Source organism: Gordonia jacobaea, from assembly GCF_001186365.1.
Classification (GTDB): domain Bacteria; phylum Actinomycetota; class Actinomycetes; order Mycobacteriales; family Mycobacteriaceae; genus Gordonia; species Gordonia jacobaea.
Map to the genome: position 1 here is coordinate 1 of NZ_LDTZ01000020.1, position 17,294 is coordinate 17,294.

17 protein-coding genes, 1 tRNA gene and 1 other RNA gene are annotated in these 17,294 nt (G+C 64.9%); 9 read left to right on the forward strand and 10 right to left on the reverse strand.

From position 1 onward, the window contains the following. Nucleotides 1-145 precede the first annotated feature (145 nt). The 4 genes from ABW18_RS16665 to ABW18_RS16675 all read right to left on the reverse strand — a co-directional run bounded on the left by ABW18_RS16665 (nucleotide 146) and on the right by ABW18_RS16675 (nucleotide 2,658). The gene (locus tag ABW18_RS16665) at nucleotides 146-1,432 is read right to left on the reverse strand and encodes an aspartate aminotransferase type Ic (protein WP_049700132.1); all 1,287 of its coding nucleotides are present in this window, start codon (nucleotides 1,430-1,432) and stop codon (nucleotides 146-148) included. A gap of 69 nt (nucleotides 1,433-1,501) precedes the next feature. Next, nucleotides 1,502-1,596: signal recognition particle sRNA small type (gene ffs, locus ABW18_RS22515), an RNA gene on the reverse strand. A gap of 66 nt (nucleotides 1,597-1,662) precedes the next feature. Continuing rightward, on the reverse strand, nucleotides 1,663-2,385 hold the full coding sequence (locus ABW18_RS16670) for a hypothetical protein (protein ID WP_235434426.1): 723 nt from the start codon (nucleotides 2,383-2,385) through the stop codon (nucleotides 1,663-1,665). Between the two features lie 187 nt (nucleotides 2,386-2,572). Continuing rightward, nucleotides 2,573-2,658 (reverse strand) — tRNA-Ser (locus tag ABW18_RS16675). Between the two features lie 111 nt (nucleotides 2,659-2,769). On the opposite strand from ABW18_RS16675, the gene ABW18_RS16680 reads away from it, so the two are divergent. Next, nucleotides 2,770-3,618: an NmrA family NAD(P)-binding protein gene (locus ABW18_RS16680; protein ID WP_049700133.1), complete on the forward strand. Its 849-nt coding sequence runs from the start codon at nucleotides 2,770-2,772 to the stop codon at nucleotides 3,616-3,618. A 76-nt stretch (nucleotides 3,619-3,694) separates the two neighbouring features. On the opposite strand, the gene ABW18_RS16685 is transcribed toward ABW18_RS16680, so the two are convergent. Genes ABW18_RS16685 through ABW18_RS16695 form a run of 3 tightly spaced genes read right to left on the reverse strand, consistent with a single transcriptional unit; the run spans nucleotide 3,695 to nucleotide 6,790 of the window. Beyond that, nucleotides 3,695-4,588: a DUF5996 family protein gene (locus tag ABW18_RS16685; RefSeq protein WP_049700134.1), complete on the reverse strand. Its 894-nt coding sequence runs from the start codon at nucleotides 4,586-4,588 to the stop codon at nucleotides 3,695-3,697. Nucleotides 4,589-4,647: 59 nt separating this feature from the next. Continuing rightward, complete coding sequence (locus ABW18_RS16690) at nucleotides 4,648-5,733, reverse strand: DNA polymerase domain-containing protein (RefSeq protein ID WP_049700135.1); 1,086 nt, start codon at nucleotides 5,731-5,733, stop codon at nucleotides 4,648-4,650. 1 nt (nucleotide 5,734) lies between these two features. After that, entirely contained in the window at nucleotides 5,735-6,790 is a 1,056-nt protein-coding gene (locus ABW18_RS16695; protein ID WP_049700136.1) for an ATP-dependent DNA ligase, read from the reverse strand. Between the two features lie 392 nt (nucleotides 6,791-7,182). Here ABW18_RS16695 and gluQRS point away from each other — a divergent pair, with 392 nt between their 5' ends. Beyond that, on the forward strand, nucleotides 7,183-8,118 hold the full coding sequence (gluQRS, locus tag ABW18_RS16700; protein ID WP_049700137.1) for a tRNA glutamyl-Q(34) synthetase GluQRS: 936 nt from the start codon (nucleotides 7,183-7,185) through the stop codon (nucleotides 8,116-8,118). A gap of 19 nt (nucleotides 8,119-8,137) precedes the next feature. Here the strand turns inward: gluQRS and ABW18_RS16705 are convergent, their stop codons facing one another. Continuing rightward, on the reverse strand, nucleotides 8,138-9,163 hold the full coding sequence (locus tag ABW18_RS16705) for a hemolysin family protein (protein ID WP_049700138.1): 1,026 nt from the start codon (nucleotides 9,161-9,163) through the stop codon (nucleotides 8,138-8,140). Beyond that, nucleotides 9,156-10,505 (reverse strand): hemolysin family protein, encoded by a 1,350-nt coding sequence (locus ABW18_RS16710; protein ID WP_049700139.1) that lies wholly within the window; start codon nucleotides 10,503-10,505, stop codon nucleotides 9,156-9,158. The genes ABW18_RS16705 and ABW18_RS16710 overlap by 8 nt, the downstream gene beginning before the upstream one ends. 289 nt (nucleotides 10,506-10,794) lie before the next feature. Between ABW18_RS16710 and ABW18_RS16715 the strand changes: the two genes are divergently transcribed. The 5 genes from ABW18_RS16715 to ABW18_RS16735 all read left to right on the forward strand — a co-directional run bounded on the left by ABW18_RS16715 (nucleotide 10,795) and on the right by ABW18_RS16735 (nucleotide 14,596). Beyond that, nucleotides 10,795-11,973: a PucR family transcriptional regulator gene (locus ABW18_RS16715; protein ID WP_064865093.1), complete on the forward strand. Its 1,179-nt coding sequence runs from the start codon at nucleotides 10,795-10,797 to the stop codon at nucleotides 11,971-11,973. 237 nt (nucleotides 11,974-12,210) lie between these two features. Beyond that, nucleotides 12,211-12,630: a hypothetical protein gene (locus tag ABW18_RS16720; protein WP_152930119.1), complete on the forward strand. Its 420-nt coding sequence runs from the start codon at nucleotides 12,211-12,213 to the stop codon at nucleotides 12,628-12,630. A 475-nt stretch (nucleotides 12,631-13,105) separates the two neighbouring features. Continuing rightward, nucleotides 13,106-13,402, forward strand: coding sequence for a hypothetical protein (locus tag ABW18_RS22770; RefSeq protein ID WP_152930120.1), 297 nt, complete (start codon nucleotides 13,106-13,108; stop codon nucleotides 13,400-13,402). 19 nt (nucleotides 13,403-13,421) lie between these two features. Further along, on the forward strand, nucleotides 13,422-13,658 hold the full coding sequence (locus ABW18_RS16730) for a hypothetical protein (RefSeq protein WP_152930121.1): 237 nt from the start codon (nucleotides 13,422-13,424) through the stop codon (nucleotides 13,656-13,658). Nucleotides 13,659-13,708: 50 nt separating this feature from the next. Continuing rightward, nucleotides 13,709-14,596, forward strand: coding sequence for a hypothetical protein (locus tag ABW18_RS16735; protein ID WP_049700143.1), 888 nt, complete (start codon nucleotides 13,709-13,711; stop codon nucleotides 14,594-14,596). Between the two features lie 20 nt (nucleotides 14,597-14,616). Here ABW18_RS16735 and tgt read toward each other — a convergent pair whose 3' ends face one another. Then, complete coding sequence (gene tgt, locus ABW18_RS16740; RefSeq protein ID WP_420841306.1) at nucleotides 14,617-15,915, reverse strand: tRNA guanosine(34) transglycosylase Tgt; 1,299 nt, start codon at nucleotides 15,913-15,915, stop codon at nucleotides 14,617-14,619. Nucleotides 15,916-16,006: 91 nt separating this feature from the next. Here tgt and ABW18_RS16745 point away from each other — a divergent pair, with 91 nt between their 5' ends. Both ABW18_RS16745 and ABW18_RS16750 read left to right on the forward strand, forming a co-directional pair. Further along, nucleotides 16,007-16,459 carry a hypothetical protein gene (locus ABW18_RS16745; protein ID WP_049700144.1) on the forward strand — a complete coding sequence of 151 codons (453 nt, stop codon included), beginning with the start codon at nucleotides 16,007-16,009 and terminating at the stop codon, nucleotides 16,457-16,459. 51 nt (nucleotides 16,460-16,510) lie between these two features. Continuing rightward, nucleotides 16,511-17,293, forward strand: coding sequence for a MerR family transcriptional regulator (locus ABW18_RS16750; RefSeq protein ID WP_049700145.1), 783 nt, complete (start codon nucleotides 16,511-16,513; stop codon nucleotides 17,291-17,293). The last annotated feature ends 1 nt before the right edge of the window (nucleotide 17,294 follow it).

The following is a 17,294-nucleotide window of genomic DNA, read 5'->3' on the forward strand; positions in this document are numbered from 1 at the left end:
AAGAGTCCCCAGAACGGCGTCGTGAAGGGAACGATCACATCTTGCAACCACACGGCCACGGCGGCGACGAGCAGGAAGCCGACAGCCACGACCCAACGTCGTGAGGCCCTCACCATTGCCGGACTGTCACACGCGCGCCGTCTCGTCAGGATTCGACGTCGGCGAGGAGCTTCTCCGTCGCGGCAAGAAGTGCACAGGTCGCAACGCCGTCCATCGCGACGCGCAGGTCGTCGGTGCTGGGGAAGGTCGGTGCGAGCCGGATGTTGCGGTCGTACGGATCGTGCTTGTACGGGTAGGTCGAGCCGGCGGCCGTCAGAGCGATCCCGGCTTCCTTCGCAAGCTCGATGGTGCGCATGGCGGCGCCGTCGAGGACGTCGAGGCTGATGAAGTAGCCGCCCTCGGGCTCCGACCATGCCGCGACCTTGGAGTCGGAGAGCCGGTCTTGGAGAATCTCGAGCACCAGACGGAACTTGGGGGCGAGGATCTCTCGGTGCTTGGCCATGTGCGCGCGCACGCCGTCGGCATCACCGAAGAACCTCAGGTGGCGAAGCTGGTTGATCTTGTCCGGGCCGATCGTCGTGAACGCGAGATTGTCGGTCAGCCACTTCACGTTGGCCGCCGACGACCCGAAGAACGCAACGCCCGCTCCCGCGAAGGTGATCTTCGACGTCGAGCCGAACACGTAGACCCGGTTGGGGTGGCCCTCCTGCGCGGCGATGTCGACGATCGGCAGCGGGGTGGGCGGGGCGTCGACGAGCGTGTGGACGGCGTAGGCGTTGTCCCAGAAGACACGGAAGTCCGGCGCCGCGGGCATCGCCATCAGGGCGCGTGCGACGTCTTCGCTGTAGGTGGCGCCGGTGGGGTTGGAGTAGGTGGGCACGGCCCACAGACCCTTGATCGACGGATCGTCCGCAACCAGCTGCGCGCAGACGTCGACGTCGGGGCCGTTGGGGAGCATAGGCACCGGGATCATCTCGATGCCGTAGTGCTCGGTGATCGCGAAGTGGCGGTCGTAGCCGGGCGACGGGCACAGGAACTTGACGGTCTCGCCGGTCGACGACCAGGACGCCGGTGAGTCGGGAGTGCCCTTGAGCAGCGAGGACACCACTACCTGGTGCATCAGGTCGAGGCTCGCGTTACCGAAGGCGATCAGGTTGTCGGCGTCGACGGCGAGCAGTTCGGCGAAGATCGCGCGGAGTTCCGGCAGTCCGCTGACGCCGCCGTAGTTGCGGCAGTCCGTGCCGGAGGCGTCGCGGTAGTCGCCGAGGCCGGGCAACGACAGCAGCTCGTTGGAGAGGTCGAGTTGTTCCGGCGCAGGCTTACCACGGGTGAGATCCAGCTTCAGCCCTGCGGAGAGTAAACCCTCGTACAGTTTTTGCAGGTCGTCCTGGGTGGCGCGAAGTTCGTCTGCACTCATCGAGTGGTAGTTCAACGGAGACCTCTCGCCGAACCGGCGCCAGGCTCGATGGCGGCTTTCGGCACGCTTGCGGATCTGAACAAAGTTAGAGGACCCCGCGCACCCGAGAGAGCCCGTTGACCCTTGCTGCCTTCCGGCCCTGGGGGAGTTCACAGGATGCACGCCGCGCGGGATCCGTCGTCAATTGTAGCGAGCCTTCGCCGTGATGTGTCAGGGGGTCGGCGAGGCTGTCGCCCGGAAGCCGATCAGCGCAGGAGTCGCGGGAGCAGAGCGAGGCGGGCCGCGTAGTCGCGCGGCAGGTAGGCGGTGCGGCTGCGGGTCCAGTCCTGCCCGGACAGTCCGTCATAGGTCGAGGGCATCGCGATGCCTGCGGGCGCATAGGCGTCGAGTCCGTTGGCTCGCGTCGTGTAGACGGCGCGCCACAGATGGTCGGAGAACGCGACGATCCCGGCGACGTCGACGCGCGCCGACGGTCCGCGGAGTTGTGCGACCTTGGCGGCGACACCGTCGGTGGAGAGGTAGACGAGCGTGCCGTCGGGCTTGCGATTCGGCGGGATCTCGACGACGCCTGCGGCATGGAACTTCGCATGCAGTACGCGGGCGATCTCGGTCTGCGCGTAGATCGGGATGGCGCGGTTGCCGCGCGTGCGGATCGCGGTTTCGGCTAACGCTTCGTTGACGGGGCCGGGTTCGCCGACCGTGCGCGTCGGGTCGACGCCCGGCGCGATGCGGTTGCCGAAGCTGTACGCGATGAGCAGGCTGAAGTCGCCCGCTGCGCGCGTCGGGGTGTGCACGGGGTCAACCCCACGCTGTGGCGATGCGTGCGCCGGGGCGAAAGCGACCAACGACGCCATCACGGCCAGGGCGATCGTCGACGCCGCCAGAGCCAACCGACGACTCGGTTGCAGTGGACGTGCCGGCCGCGGGCGATGCGGATGCGGGCGGTTGGTCGCTCTGAACGCTGCCATCGTGTCGCTCCTGCCATGGACGGGGTGGGTACGTTCGACCGCCGCCGCGAGCAGCGTTCCGGCTGAACGCGCGTAACCATCCCAGGCGCAGGTGTCCGCGGAGTGAACGACAACCGGATTCGGAGCAGTGACCTGCGGAAACGAAACGAGCCCGACGCTCACGTACGCGCCGGGCTCGCTTCTGCTGCGGAGGATAGGAGATTCGAACTCCTGAGGGCTATTAACCCAACCCGCGTTCCAGGCGAGCGCCATAGGCCACTAGGCGAATCCTCCAGGCTTGGCGATAATAACGGCCAATCCACCCCAGACCCAAATTCGTGCGGTCGTCACCGGGCGTCGATCGGTAGCGTCGGAGGTGCTCCTCGCCACGGAAAGGTCGACGCCATGCCCACATCCGAATATCCTTACGTCGTTCTCGGCGCGACCGGCAATCAGGGCGGCGCGGTGTTGCACGCGCTGCGCGACGCAGGCAAATCCGTGCGCGGCGTCGTACGGTTTCTGGATTCGGACAGGTCGCTGGAGCTCGCGGACCGCGGCATCCCGCTCGCCGTCGCCGACATCGCGACCGGAAGGGGGCTCGACGACGCCTTCGCCGGCGCCGCCGGGGTCTTCGCCCTGACGACGCCGTTCGAGGCGGGAGCCGACGCCGAGGTCGGTCAGGGCGAGAACATCATCGCGGCAGCTGAAGCCGCAGCCGTGCCGTACCTGGTGTTCTCGTCGGTCGCCGATGCCGATCACAACACCGGTATTCCGCACTTCGACTCGAAGTACGAGGTGGAGACGAAGCTCGCTGCGTCGAGCATCCCGCACACGATCGTCGGCCCGACGTACTTCTACGACAACCTGCTCGGCAGCCTCGACGCACTCAAAGCCGGCGTGATGCCGCTCGCCCTCCCCGCGGAGAAACCACTGCAACAACTCTCGCGCCAGGACTTCGGCCGATTCGTCGCGATGCTGTTCGACGCCCCGTCCGGTTTCGCAGGCCGACGCATCGACCTGGCCTCCGACGAAATCACTCCGAATGCGATGGCCGCCGCCGTGACTGCCGCGACCGGCCAGCAGGTTCACGCGGAATCGTATGACCCCGAACGTATTTCGTCGCCGGACATGCGGGCGATGTTCACGTTCTTGGCAACCAAGGGGTACAGCGTCGACGTCGCAGCACTGCACGCGGCCTATCCGCAGATCGGGTGGGAGTCGTTCGCTGACTGGGCGCAGCACACCCTCGGCTGACCGGAGAATGTGTGTCGTATCGAAGGATGTGGGCGCTGCAGCACACACATCCTTCGATACGACACACATTCACCTGCTAGGGCCACTCCCCCAGGCTGGATTCGACGTCGAACGTCGACTGCAGGAACTCCCGGAGGCTTGCATCGGAGTCGTCGGCGGTCCGAACGGCGGTGTACGGCAACAGGAATTCGCCGAGTGTCGTGTCGTACGACGCCGCGGCGGGGTGCACCTTCGCGTCCGGGTAGCCCTCGTACACGGGATACGAGTAGGAGTAGAAGGCCCCCTCGTCGGCCCCACCGGGCCAGAACCCGGCGCTGGAGACCTCCTCGCAATACGATTCGACCATCACTCGCTCCGGACAGTTGGGCACGACGCCGGAGAACAGCGGAGCGGGACGGCCGGAGAATCGGGTGACCGCGAGATCGAATGAGCCCCAGAAGAAGTGGACCGGGCTGCACTTACCGCGCCACTTCCCACGGAACTCCGCGAAAACGCGCTGCGCGCTGACCAATTGGTGCCAGAAGAGCTTCACGGCGTCGGCGTCGTACGAGGCGTGCGTCGTATCTTGCGGAAACGGGATCGACTCGGCCACTTCGACGGGGTGGTCGTAGATGGGAACGCTGATGCCGAGCGACTCCAGTTGTGCCAGATAGTCAGCGTAGAAGTCGGCGGTGGTGCGCGGCTCGAGACGTACTTGTCGCCGTTCGCCTTTCGTCGTGGTGATATCCAGGACGTGGTCGACGAAGTCGAAGACGATCTCGAGGCCGTAGCCGTCGTAGGGCATCAACGACGTCGTGAGACCCACCGAGTTCACATACAGCGCGACCTGCCACCAATGATTCTCATTCGGGGCCAGCGCCATTCGGGTCTTTCCGACGATCTGACTCCACATGTGCACTGTGTCGCGGGTCTGCTCCCAGTCGGACACACGAAGCTCCGGCCATGATTCGAACGTTGCGGTTGTGGTCATTCGCTACTCATTCCCTTGTGCGACGCCGCGTTTCGACTGCACGACGCCGGATTCGACGCTCAGTTCGGACCGATCCTGTTTCCTTCCTCGTCCCAGTGGGCACCCACCTTCTTGCTTGGCTGCACGCGCGGAGGCTCACCCGGCATCTTCGGGTAGCTCGGCGGGTAGGGCATGTCGCCGAGACCCTGAGCGTCGTCGCGTTCGACCATCTCCAGCAGTGGCTCGAGACCACGACGATGCGCGGAGATGTCGGCCATCGGATCACCCCGTCGGGCAACGAGTTCCGGGACGCTGCGCATGGTGCAGTCGTCGGGATCGACGTCGGCGAGCTCGGCCCAGGTCACGGGGGTCGATACCCGCGCGATTGCGTTGCGTCGCACCGAATACGGCGCGGCCATGGACCGGTCACGCGCATTCTGGTTGAAGTCGACGAAGATCCGCTCGCCGCGATCCTCTTTCCACCACGAGGTGGTCACGGCGTCAGGGTCTCGACGCTCCAGTTCGCGTGCGAGCGCGATGCCACAGCGTCGGGTCGCGATGAAGTCCCAGCGCGGCTCGATGGGGATGAACACGTGAATTCCCCTGCCACCAGACGTCTTTGGGTATCCGACGTAGCCGAGCTCGTCGAGTAGCGGAGCAAGGAGGTCGACGGCGACGCGTCGAACGTCGTCGAAGTCGGTGCCGGGCTGCGGGTCCAGATCGATGCGCAGTTGGTCGGGATGGTCGTTGTCGGCCGCGACCGTCGGCCAGGTATGGAAGGTGACGGTCCCGAGGTTGGCCGCCCAGACGATCGACGCCGGGCTCGTCGGACGGAGTGCATCCCCGGTTCGGCCAGAGGGGAACGTGATTCGCGTCGAGTCGATGAAGTCGGGCCGCTTCTTCGGTAGGTGCTTCTGGTAGATCTCGTCGCCGTCGATGCCGTCGGGGAAGCGCTGCAGGAATGTCGGGCGATCGCGTAGGGCGACCAGGAACGGGCCGTCGGCACCGTCGTCGCGCGCCTGCGCCATGCGCTGGTAGTAGCCGACGAGATCTCTTTTGCGGCCACCGTTTTCGCCGAGCTCGGGAAAGTAGATCTTGTCGGGGTTGCTCATCCGGACGGCAACACCGTCCACGTCGAGTTCCTCGGCGGGCGAGCGGGATGCCATATCAGCCGTCTCCTTCGAGCACATCGTGAAGGTCGTAGGTCAGCGGGACGTCGAGTTGGTCGTAGCCGCAGCTCTCGGGATCACGGTCGGGACGCCACCGCAGGAACTTCACGGTGTGCCGGAATCGGTGGTTCTCCATCTGGTCGTAGGCGACCTCGGCGACGAGCTCGGGCCTGATGGGTATCCACTCCCCCGACTTCTCTGATCGCCAGCGCGTCGGCTCGCCCGGTGCGGGCTTGTCGGGATCGGTACGCATCGGCGCAAACATCTCTTCGAGTTCGATTCGCTTCTTGTCGGTGAACGCACCAGCGCCGCCGACCATGTGAAGGTCTCCCGAATCGGTGAAGAGGCCCAACAACATCGAGCCCAGGCCGGTTCCGCTCTTGTGCACCCGGTAGCCGATGACCACACAGTCGGCCGTGCGCTTGTGTTTGACCTTCAGCATCTCGCGCTTGCCCTCGACGTATGGCGAGCCGAGCCGCTTGGCGACCACGCCGTCGAGGCCCGCGCCCTCGAATGCCGAGAACCAGGTGCGCGCGGTGTCGGCGTCGGCGGTGACGCGGCTGACGTTGAACCGCCTGCCCGGCTTGTGCGCACCCACCGCCTCCACGAGCGTGTCGCGGCGTACGGCGAAGGGCTCGTCGACGACGCTGCGGTCGCCGAGTGCGAGCGCGTCGAATCCGATGAAGATCGCGGGTGTCTTCTCGGCGAGCATCCGTACGCGTGAGTCGGCGGGATGAATACGCTGCGCGAGCGAGTCCCAATCGAGGCGGTGCACGCCATCGATGACGGACGGGACGCCGATCTCGCCGTCGAGGACCACCTTGTCGGGAAGTTCGGCGCGCGCGGCGTCGACGATCTCGGGGAAGTAGCGCGCGAGGTCTTTGCCTCCGCGGGAACCGATGTAGACCTCGTCGCCGTCGCGAAAGACCAACGCACGAAAGCCATCCCACTTGGGTTCGTAGGACCACGACGGCTCACCGTCGGGTTGTTCCGGCACCGCTGAGACAGCCTTGGCGAGCATCGGCGCGACGGGAGGCATGACCGGTAGGTCCACCACCCCATACTCCCCATTGCACGACGATCCCGCAATGAGCCGCGCGTGCCGCGCTGGTCCCGCTGTCCGAGCGTCCCCCGCTGGTCGAGCTTGTCGAGACCACCGCCGGTCGAGCGTCGCCGCTCGTGATTTCGACTCGGCAGCTCGCTGCGCTCGCGGCCGCTCAATCAGCGGAAAGGGCCCACCCCTCCGCGAGTCCCACCCGCTGGTCGAGCGTCCCCCGCTGGTCGAGCGTCCTCCCGCTGGTCGAGCGTCCTCCCGCTGGTCGAGCTTGTCGAGACCACCGCCGGCCGAGCGTCGCCGCTGGTGATTTCGACTCGGCTGCTCGCTGCGCTCGCGGCCGCTCAATCAGCGGAGAGGACCACCCACCCGCGGCGGTAGTGTCGTCTCCGATGTCCGCACACGAACCCGCTGCGCAGCCGGCGCTTGCTGCCGGGCGGTACGCGCCGTCGCCGTCGGGCGACCTGCACGTCGGCAACCTGCGCACGGCCGTGCTGGCGTGGCTCTTCGCCCACACCTCGGGCCGCCGGTTTCTGCTGCGGATGGAGAACCTCGACCGCACCGCGGTGGGATCCGATCAGCGACAGATCGACGACCTGCACGCCCTCGGGATCGACTGGGAGCCGCCGGTCGTGTACCAGACCGACCGGCTCGATCGGTACCGCGCGGTGATCGACGACCTGACCATGCGTGGCCGCACCTTCGAATGCTTCTGCACCAGACGTGAGATCCTCGAAGCCCCGTCGGCGCCGCACTCCCCACCGGGCGCTTATCCCGGAACCTGCCGACACCTCACCGCAGAGCAGCGCGAGAGCAAGCGCGCGGCCGGGCGTCCGCCCGCTATCCGGATCGTCTCCGACGTCGACGAGTTCAGCGTCGTCGACATCCTGCACGGCGAATACACCGGCGCCGTCGACGATTTCGTCATCCAACGTGGCGACGGCACGCCCGCATACAACCTCGCGGTGGTCGTCGACGACGCCGAGCAGGGTGTCGACCAGGTGGTCCGCGGCGACGACCTCCTGTCGTCCGCCCCACGCCAGTCGTACCTCACGACGCTGCTCGGGCATACCCCTCCCGTCTACGCGCATGTCCCGATGGTGCTCAACGACAAGCAGATTCGCTTGTCGAAGCGCGACGGGGCTGTCACGCTAGCCGACCTCGCCGCGCGCGGCGTCGGCACCGCAACGGTTCTCGACCACATTGCGGCATCGCTACAGCTGGCCGAGCCCGGCGAACATGTCACCCTCGACGACCTCGCTCAACGCTTCGATCCGACGAAGCTCCCGACGCAGCCGTGGATCCTCACCGAAGACGAATGGACCTGAGAGGCACTCACATCCGCGCTCAGGACGCGGTCGTCAACAGCCTGTCGAGCAGATCGTCGAGAGTCAGCACGCCGAGAACCTCGTCGCCCGCAGATACCAGCGCGATATGTGCGCGCTTGTCGCGCATGCGCGCCATACCCTCGTAGGCCGGCAGCTCGGCAGGCAGGATCAACACGTCTCGGGCAAGGTTGGCTGCCGTGACATCGGCAGCCGCATTGAGACTGTCTCGGACGTGCACCACACCGATCACCGAGTCGCGGGTCAGGTTCTCTTCTGCCCCTGCGCGCACGACGAGCAGTCGAGAGTGCCCCGTCTGACGCGAAACCTCTTGAATCCCAGCAGGAGAAGCATCCGCGGGAACACCGTCGAGTGCGCCGTCGCCTACGACGTCGCCCACCGCGAGCGCCTCCGTGGCCAACGCCGCACTGAGCCTGTTGTGATACTCGTCGTCGAGCATCCCGGTCTCGGCGGAGTGGTCGACCAGCTGTCGCAACGTGGCCGAATCCTGTCCGGACGACACCTGGTCGACTGGCTGCACGCCAACGCGACGCAGGCACCAGTTGGCGAGTTGGTTGAGCACGACGAGCACCGGGCGCACCACCCACATGAAGGCGCGCATCGGAATCGCCAGCAGCACAGCCGATTTCTCCGGGTGTGCGATGGCCCACGACTTGGGTGCCATCTCGCCGACGACCAGGTGAAGGAAGGTCACGATGATCAGCGCGAGTATGAATCCCGCGACGTCGGCGATCCACAGCGGCGCGCCGAGTGCTTCGATCCCCGGCGTGATCCAGTGATGCACAGCGGGTTTGGTCACCGCGCCGAGCGCAAGCGTGCAGACGGTGATACCCAACTGCGAACCGGCCAGCAGCACAGACAGTTCCGACGAGCTGCGTAGCGCGGCTCGCGCGGCACGACTGGTCTGCGCGGCATCTTCGATACGGTGCCGACGAGCGGCGATCAGCGCGAACTCGACAGCGACGAAGAACGCGCTCGCCGCGATCAACGCGACCGTGACCGCGAGTACGACCCAGGGGTTACTCATCGGCGTCTCCGGACTCGGTGATGACGAGGTGGACGGTCGCGGGCACGCGGCGCCTGACCTGCGTCACCGTTGCGGTCACCGTCGGAGCAGCGACAGCGAAAGTGGCGTCGGCAAGCGGCAATTCGACGCTGTCACCGACCTGCGGCAGTCCGCCCGACGTCGAGATCACGAGTCCGCTCAGGGTCTCGTAGTCGCCTTCGGCCACCTCGTGTCCGATCACTCGCGACACCTCGTCGAGGTGCGTGTCGCCACGTGCGAGCCAGCCGTCGTCCGTCAGCTCGATCGGTTCCGACGACGTCGTATCGTGCTCGTCGTCGATCTCGCCGGTGATCTCCTCGGCGATGTCTTCGACGGTGATGATGCCCGCGATTCCGCCGTATTCGTCGATCACGACAGCCATCTCGTCATCTGAGCTGGTGTCGAGGCGTTCGAGCACCGCCGGAAGCGGCAGCGTGGTGGGCACGATCGCGGCGGGACGCGCGAGATCGGCTGCGGTAAGGCTCGTTTCGTCGAGTCGTTCGAGCAGATCGTGCAGGTGCACGATCCCGACGACGTCGTCGGGGTTCGTTCCCACGACGGGATATCGCGTGTGCCCCACCGCCATCAGGTCGCGAACCTCCGACAGCGAGGTATCTGCTGCGACGAAGTCGACGAGGGGCCGGGGCACCATCGCGTGCTCCGCTGTGCGAGTGGGAAAGTCGAGGACACGATCGAGGAGCGTCGACAGTTCGGCAGGCAACTCCCCGACCTCGCGCGACTCGGCGACGATGTGCTCGAGGTCGCGCGGCGACGCGGAGTGCTCGACGTCGTGCACCGGCTCGATGCGCAGCGCTTTGAGCAGAAGGTTCGACGCGGCGTCGAACAGCGAGATGACCGGACCGAACACCTTCAGGTAGATCGACGTCGAGAGTGCGAGTCGACGCGCAACCGGCTCGGGGCGCGCGATCGAGAGGTTCTTGGGGAACAGTTCGCCGAACACCATCTGCACGACCGTCGAGAACAGCACGGCGAGCACGGTGCCGATGGCCACGCCAACGGCTACCGGGATGCCGACGTCGCCCAACAGTTCGCCGACGCCACTGCCGATCAGCGGCTCGGCGACGTAGCCGACGAGTAGTCCGGTCACGGTGATGCCGAGCTGTGCACCCGAGAGCATGAACGAGGTTCTGCGTGTCACCGAGAGTGCGCGGGCTGCCGCGGCGTCGCCGTCTGCGGCGCGGGCCTTGAGTCGCGACCGGTCGACGGCCATGTACGCGAACTCCTGCGCCACGAAGTAGCCGGTCAACGCGGTGATGGCGAAGACGACGAGAATTCCGATCACGATTCCGAGGAGGATCATCATGCGATCACCTCGTCGCGGACCGTCGGAACATGAACCGACGTGTCAGGAGTTGTGAATGCCCCCGAGTGGGGGCTGGATCGTCGAGGTTTCCGTTTTTTGCGCCGAGCGCGGTTCATCGTGTCTTTCTGTCGGGAGGATTCGAAGCTGGAACGTCAGAGTTCAGGATACGTCAATGTCAACGAAACGGACATCGCGATGGTTCCCGGTCTGCAGGACCGTCCTCGAGGCCGAGCCCCAATCCCACTTCGGTCTCCTACAGTCGCGGCGCTGCAGCGTTAACGTTTGTGTCGTGGCGTCGCGTGAAATCGACAACCAGATCGCCGAACTCGGTGGACTTCTACAGGCTCAGGTGGATGACCTTGCCCTACTCATCGTTGCCGCGATCCACGCTGAGGTCGAGTTCTATCACGCAGACAACGCCGTTTCCGGCGACTCGCTGTTTGCTTCCGCCCGCGACAATTTGAGTCACGTTTTCCGCTCGCTGGAAGGCACCACGGGGCCCGATCTGTCGTCGGCCGTCGAGATCGGTCGGCTCCGGGCGGAGCAGGGGGTGCCGTTGGCGTCCGTGATGGACAGTTTCCGAATTGCCGCTCACCAGATTTGGCAATCCCTGAGTGGAGCGATCGCAGGTATGTCAGCCGACGCAGCCTTGGCACTTGCTGCGACCGAGAAGATCTGGTCTGCCCAGGACTCCTACACGGAAGCGATGTCGGGGGCATATCGCGATCACGCAACAGCCCGTGCGATCGACGACGAAGCAGAACGCGCTGCGCTGGTCGAGGCGCTGCTCGAGGGACACCACCTCGCGGATTACACACGCTGGGACATCGCGCGCATGCTGGCGATCCCGGCGCAGGGACCGTATGTCGTCGTCGCGGCGCAACCGCCGATGCCGGGCCGGATGCCGCTACCCGATATTGCCGGACGTCTGCGAACGGTCGACGTCTACTCGGCGTGGAGGCTGCTGCCGGACGTACACATCGGGCTGGTGCACGTCGGCTCGCGGAACGCATATCGCAAGGTTGTCGAACTACTCGGTCGGGTGGCGAACACCCCGGTGGGGGTGAGCCCACAGTTCGACGATCTCACCGACACCGCCGTCAGCATGCGCTACGCACGGCTGGCCATGCAGTCAGTTCCCTCGGGAATGCTGGTCAAGGAGTTCGACGACTCGGTGCTCGGTGTTGCTGCGGTCAGCGCACCGGATGTGACGCGCAAGATCGCCGAGGTGGTCCTGGGCAAGTACGACTCGCTTCAGGACGCCGACAAGGAGTTGTTGGCAGCCACGTTCCGCGCATGGATGCTCGCCAACGGCTCTGTTGATGACGCGGCGGAAGCGCTCTCGTGTCATCCGAACACGGTCCGTTATCGTCTGCGCCGGATCGAGCAGGTGACGCAGAGATCTCTTCGCGTGCCAAAGGAATTGACGGAGTTGTGTCTGGCATTCGAAATTGCGGACCGACTCTGATACGAGCGGTCGTGTCGAGAAGTCGCGGGCACGATCGAGGCGTGCCCACGCGGCGCGGACAGCTGCATCTTCCGTTGTGGCTGAAGACAATATAGATCCAGGGATTTCGGATTCGCGGACGTATACGACGCTGGATGGCGGTCGTTAGCATTCTGTGGCAGCCGACGCTCCGCGTGCGTGCACTTGGCTGCTGAGACAAAGCCGCCGCGCTGACAAATCGAGAACTCTGTTTCGGTCTTGCGCTACGAACATTTTCACGACCCGCGGAAGGCACGATTGAAAGTGACTGCTGCTGCAGTGGTATTGGCTCCGCTGGCGGTGATGATCTTGCCATTCGCTCTTGACTGGTACCACCGAACCGTCGTAGGGGAAACCCTCGACACGATCGATTCAAGAAGTGCGATCTGCACTACGGAAAGGCTGTCGATCATGGATGCACAGTCGGAGAATCCGTCCACCCTGCAAGCGAGAGTGTTCCTGGGCGAGTTCGAAATGCTTGCCGCAGCGTTGATCAAGCAACTCGACGCCGTCGATGTGCCGGCGAGCGAGAGGCGGGCACTGCTCACCGAGCTGTTCAACGTGCGCGCTCAGATAAACCGGCTTCAGGCGGCGTACCACTTCCCTGTCGACGACCGGCCCGCGAAGTCACCGCAGTAGGAGCAGATACTTGTCGGCCGACTCGGCCCCAAGCAAGATACCCGCTTGGTCGGCAATGGGTGATATGAGCCGATCGTCGGCATGTGATTTGTATTGGCGGACAAGGGAATCTGATGATCTTTAGGACCTTTGACCTACCGCGACAAAGTCCGACGAGCGTAGTTTCACTAGTGCATGGGAGTTACGCACTCACCGACGACAGCAACCGACGATCGAGAACCCGGATCGGGGTTCGATCGAGTTTTGACCAACCTGCGAAGTCGAAAGGTAAGACATGTCAACGAATTCAGAATCTACAACTGCCAGCGAGGTCAACAGTGACACGTTGGTTGATGTACGCCTGGACGACCTGCGAAATTTCATCAACAGATTTCTCGACTCCGTGGCCTCAGCCGAGAGGGAGAATCATGAGCAGGTGCAAGCCCGCATTGCCGAGGCCGCCGAAGCAACCGAGAGGGTAGCCGGGGACCTGAAGGTGAAGAGTGATGCGGCCACCGCCGCGGTGACCTCGCATTGGCAGTCATTCACAGATGCATTGTCGGCCAAGAAGGCTGAGGTTGACGCGCAGATCACCGAGCGCGCTCAGGAGCGTGACGTCCGCCGTGCGCAGGAGGCTGCGGATAAAGCCGAACGCATTGCCGACGACTCGGTGAGCGTTGCACGGATCGCGATTCAGAACGCATGGGTGGCCGTACTCGACGCCATCGACGCCGCGCTCTATGCCAAAGATCTCACGGACCCATCAGCCACCCCGGTGGGCAAGGACGCCTGAGGATTCCTGGAAGGACATCATGAGTATGAATAGAATTGTCATCGCTGCCGTGGGTATCGCACTCGTGGTCGGCGCGGTGATCTTCAACAGCAAGCGGCGCACGGTCGATGCGACCACCATGGAGATCCAGGACGCGATGAGCGGACTCGACCCGGTGTCGCGGGCGGCAGTGATCGCCCGATTGGCCGCTGACAAAAAAGCACAGTGGGACGACAAGACAAAACTGGACGAAGAGACACAGCTGGACGAGAAGTAGCGACCGACGGGAAGCACCGACTGCGTACGGAGTGATATCGATATGCACCAGTGAGTGAGCAGCGCGAGCGGACGGATCGCGAGCGGATCGATCCACAGAGTCGATTCGCGGAGCGCCGTCGTCGACTTCATGAGGCCCGGTCGGGTCGGATCACGACCGCGATCGCTGATCGATTCACCGAGATCGACGGCGGTACCGCGGGCACCCTCGTGTCGGTCGAGCTGTTCACCACGGTGATCCCGTTGATCATCCTCGGATTCGGATACTTTTCCGGGTTCGCCTCCAACGCCAGCCCGGGAACGGTGTTCATCCGGGAAACCGGGCTACATCACCCGCTCGACGACCAGGTGCGCGAGGCCTTCGGTAACTCCGCAGGATTGCGATCGAGTTGGACCATATTCGGCGTCGCGGGTTTCCTGGTCTGGGGAATCCCCATGTCGATCACCATCGCCGCCATCTTCGGAAAGGCGTGGCGTCGGGAACAATTCGGAATCGGCCAACGTCTCCTCCGCGGCGCCATCTGGTTCCTGCTGTACCTCGTGATGCTCGCTACGCGCGAATGGCTGACCTACACCGTCGGCACCGGCACGACCACGCACGCGCTGATGTTCGTCGTCGGGCTGCTACCGGTGTGGATCTTCTGGTCGCTGACCCCACCGCTCTTGGTCCGCGACGGGGGTCGAGGTCTGCGCTATCTTCTCCTGGCCGGGTTAGCCGGGGTTGCCGTCGATGGTGTCGTCCTGCCACTCGCCTCGCGAGTAGCGTTTCCGGCACTGCTTTCCGGCTGGAACGGATTCGGCCCGATCGGGGTCGCCATGACGCTGATCCTGTGGTGCGGGGTGATCGGTGTCGGATGGGTGGTCATCGCATGCGTCGGTGCAGTCTTCTGGGAACGCATCACGCCGGAACACACGGTCCTCGAGTCGCAAACGGCCTGATCACCTAGCCATCGCGCAGCTCAGTCGTTGCGATTCCCCGCGTAGTACCGGCCGAGGAATTCGTCGCGGTAGGCGTAGTAGTCGCCGGACTCGATGGCTCTGCGCGCGCCGTCGACCATCTGCACGACGAAGGCGACGTTGTGCAGTGTCGCCAGCGTCGCGCCGAGCCCCTCCTTCGCCTTGAACAGGTGGTGCAGGTAGGCGCGCGAGTACTGCGAGGTGTAGTTGGTGACCTCGGGATCGAGCGATCGGAAGTCGCTGCGGTATCGCGCGTTGGTGATGTTGTAGCGGCCGTCGAGCGAGTAGATGGCGCCGTTGCGCGCGACCCGCGTCGGCGAGACGCAATCGAACGTATCGGCGCCGTTCTCGATCGCGGTGAAGATGTCGTCGGGTTCACTGATGCCCAGTAGATGCTTCGGCTTGTCTTCTGGCAGTTCGGAATTCACCCAGCCGACGATCGTGCCGAGATTGGCCTTCTCCAAAGCGCCACCGATTCCGAAGCCGCCGAAGCCCTTTCCGCCGGAATCCTGGTCGCGCCGCGAGAGTTCGGTCAGGTCGCGGGCCGCCTTACGTCGCAGGTCCTCGTACTGAGCGCCCTGCAGCACACCCCACAGCGACTGCTGAGGTCGATGGCCACGCTCGACGGAAAGCCGATTGTGTTCTGCCAGACAGCGAATCGCCCACTGCCGAGTGCGTTCCAGCGAATTTTCCTGGTAGCCACGGGTGTTCATCAGCGTGGTCAGCTCGTCGAACGCGAAGATGATGTCGGCACCGAGTTGGTGCTGGATCTGCATCGACAGTTCGGGCGTGAACCGATGCGACGACCCGTCGAGATGCGATTTGAAGGTGACGCCGTCGTCGTCGACGCGGGAAAGTCGTTCGCGCCCTTCGGCGATCTTCTCGTCGTCCTGCTCGCCGGTCACGTCCATCGAGATGACCTTCTTGAAACCTGTGCCGAGCGACATGACCTGGAACCCGCCGCTGTCGGTATAGGTGGGACCCGACCAGTTCATGAAGGCGCCGAGGCCGCCCGCGGCGTCGACGATCTCGGGTCCCGGCTGCAGATAGAGGTGATAGGCGTTTGCGAGCACGGCCTGCGCGCCGAGCGCGGCGACCGCCTCGGGTAGGACCGTCTTGACCGTCGCCTTGGTTCCGACCGGCACGAATGCGGGTGTGTGGATCTCGCCGTGCGGCGTCGTGATGACTCCGGTGCGGCCGAGCGAACCGTCGAGTCGCGTGCCCACCGCGTAGGAATGGTCGGGACGCAGGTGCAGACCGGTCGGGTTGGTGTCGGGAGCGTCGATGTCGGGCGGGGTCACCGACCGATCTTCGCAGGTCGAGCGGCCTGAGCTCAAACCAGCTTCCGACGAGGCGTGCTGACGCGAAGCGCGGATTCGCTACGGTGAGTCCATGACGCGCGGAACGAACCTCAAGGTACCCACCCGTATCGTGCTGGCCTGCTGCGGCGCCCTCGGAGCTGCGTCTCTGGTGCTGACCGGCTGTGGCACCGAACAACAAGCCGACACGTCGAGCACAGCGGCGACGCAGGCGAGCAGTTCGACGAGCCCCGTCGTGGTCGGCGGCCCCCGCCCCGGAACACCGACCACCTCCCTACCCCCCGAGACCGCCGCAGGCACCAAGGAGTGCGACAAGATCTCCGGACCCGACGGCGCGCTGACCGTACAGATTCTCGCCGGCGACGTGAGTTGTGCCGACGCCATGACGCTCGCCAAGTCGTACGGACCCAAGATTTCCAGTGGTGAGCCGCAGGACGTCGACGGCTGGTCGTGTGCCCCGGCTACCGGAAACGGCCTGCTCGCCGCGTGCGAGAAGGGCTCGGACAGAGTTGGCTTCGCGCCGTAGGGCCCCCGCCGACTTGACCCTCACGCGACGTCAGGCAGCAGAGTCATCGGCGTGAGCGAAGGAAATGCCCCGTCGTCGGGCGACCTCACCGTCGGTGTGGTCGCCGGTCTCGTCGGTGTCAGTGTGCGGACGTTGCACCATTACGACCAGATCGGTCTGGTCACCCCGACGGGCCGCACGCCCGCGGGATATCGCGTGTACGACGACGGTGACGTCGAGCGCCTGCACCAGGTGCTGACCTACCGGGAGTTGGGCTTTCCACTCGAGCAGATCGCGACCCTGCTCGACGATCCGCACGCAGATGCGCTGGGCCACTTGACCACCCAGCGCGATCTGCTCAATGAGCGGATCGCTCGCTTGCACCGGATGGTTGCAGCAGTGGAGGACATGATGGACGCGAAGAAGTCAGGGATTCAATTGTCAGCCGCCGAACAGAGCGAGATCTTCGGCGACGATTGGCTACCCGAGGAGTACTCAGCCGAGGCGCAGCAGCGCTGGGGTGAGACCGAGCAGTGGACGCAGAGCCAGCAGCGAACGGCGCAGTTCAGCAAGGACGACTGGCGCCAGATCAAAGCCGACGCCGACGCCTTCGAGGCACGCCTCGCCGACGCGTTGGGGCGCGGCGTCGAACCCGGTTCTGCCGAGGCCGACGACCTCGCCGAGCAACATCGGGCGAGTATCGAGAAGTTCTACGACTGCAGCTATGAGATGCAGGTCTGTCTCGGCGACATGTACGTCGCCGATCCGCGGTTCGCCAAGCACTACGACGACGTCGCGCCTGGTCTCGCGGTGTTTTTGCGCGACGTGATCCGCGCGAACGCCGACGGTAAGTAGC

Coding starts and splice junctions, on each gene's coding strand:
- ABW18_RS16670 (WP_235434426.1), bottom strand. CDS start 2,385: ATGGCAGCGTTCAGAGCGACCAACCGCCCGCATCCGCATCGCCCGCGG.
- ABW18_RS16680 (WP_049700133.1), top strand. CDS start 2,770: ATGCCCACATCCGAATATCCTTACGTCGTTCTCGGCGCGACCGGCAAT.
- ABW18_RS16685 (WP_049700134.1), bottom strand. CDS start 4,588: ATGACCACAACCGCAACGTTCGAATCATGGCCGGAGCTTCGTGTGTCC.
- ABW18_RS16690 (WP_049700135.1), bottom strand. CDS start 5,733: ATGGCATCCCGCTCGCCCGCCGAGGAACTCGACGTGGACGGTGTTGCC.
- gluQRS (WP_049700137.1), top strand. CDS start 7,183: ATGTCCGCACACGAACCCGCTGCGCAGCCGGCGCTTGCTGCCGGGCGG.
- ABW18_RS16705 (WP_049700138.1), bottom strand. CDS start 9,163: ATGAGTAACCCCTGGGTCGTACTCGCGGTCACGGTCGCGTTGATCGCG.
- ABW18_RS16710 (WP_049700139.1), bottom strand. CDS start 10,505: ATGATGATCCTCCTCGGAATCGTGATCGGAATTCTCGTCGTCTTCGCC.
- ABW18_RS16730 (WP_152930121.1), top strand. CDS start 13,422: ATGAGTATGAATAGAATTGTCATCGCTGCCGTGGGTATCGCACTCGTG.
- ABW18_RS16745 (WP_049700144.1), top strand. CDS start 16,007: ATGACGCGCGGAACGAACCTCAAGGTACCCACCCGTATCGTGCTGGCC.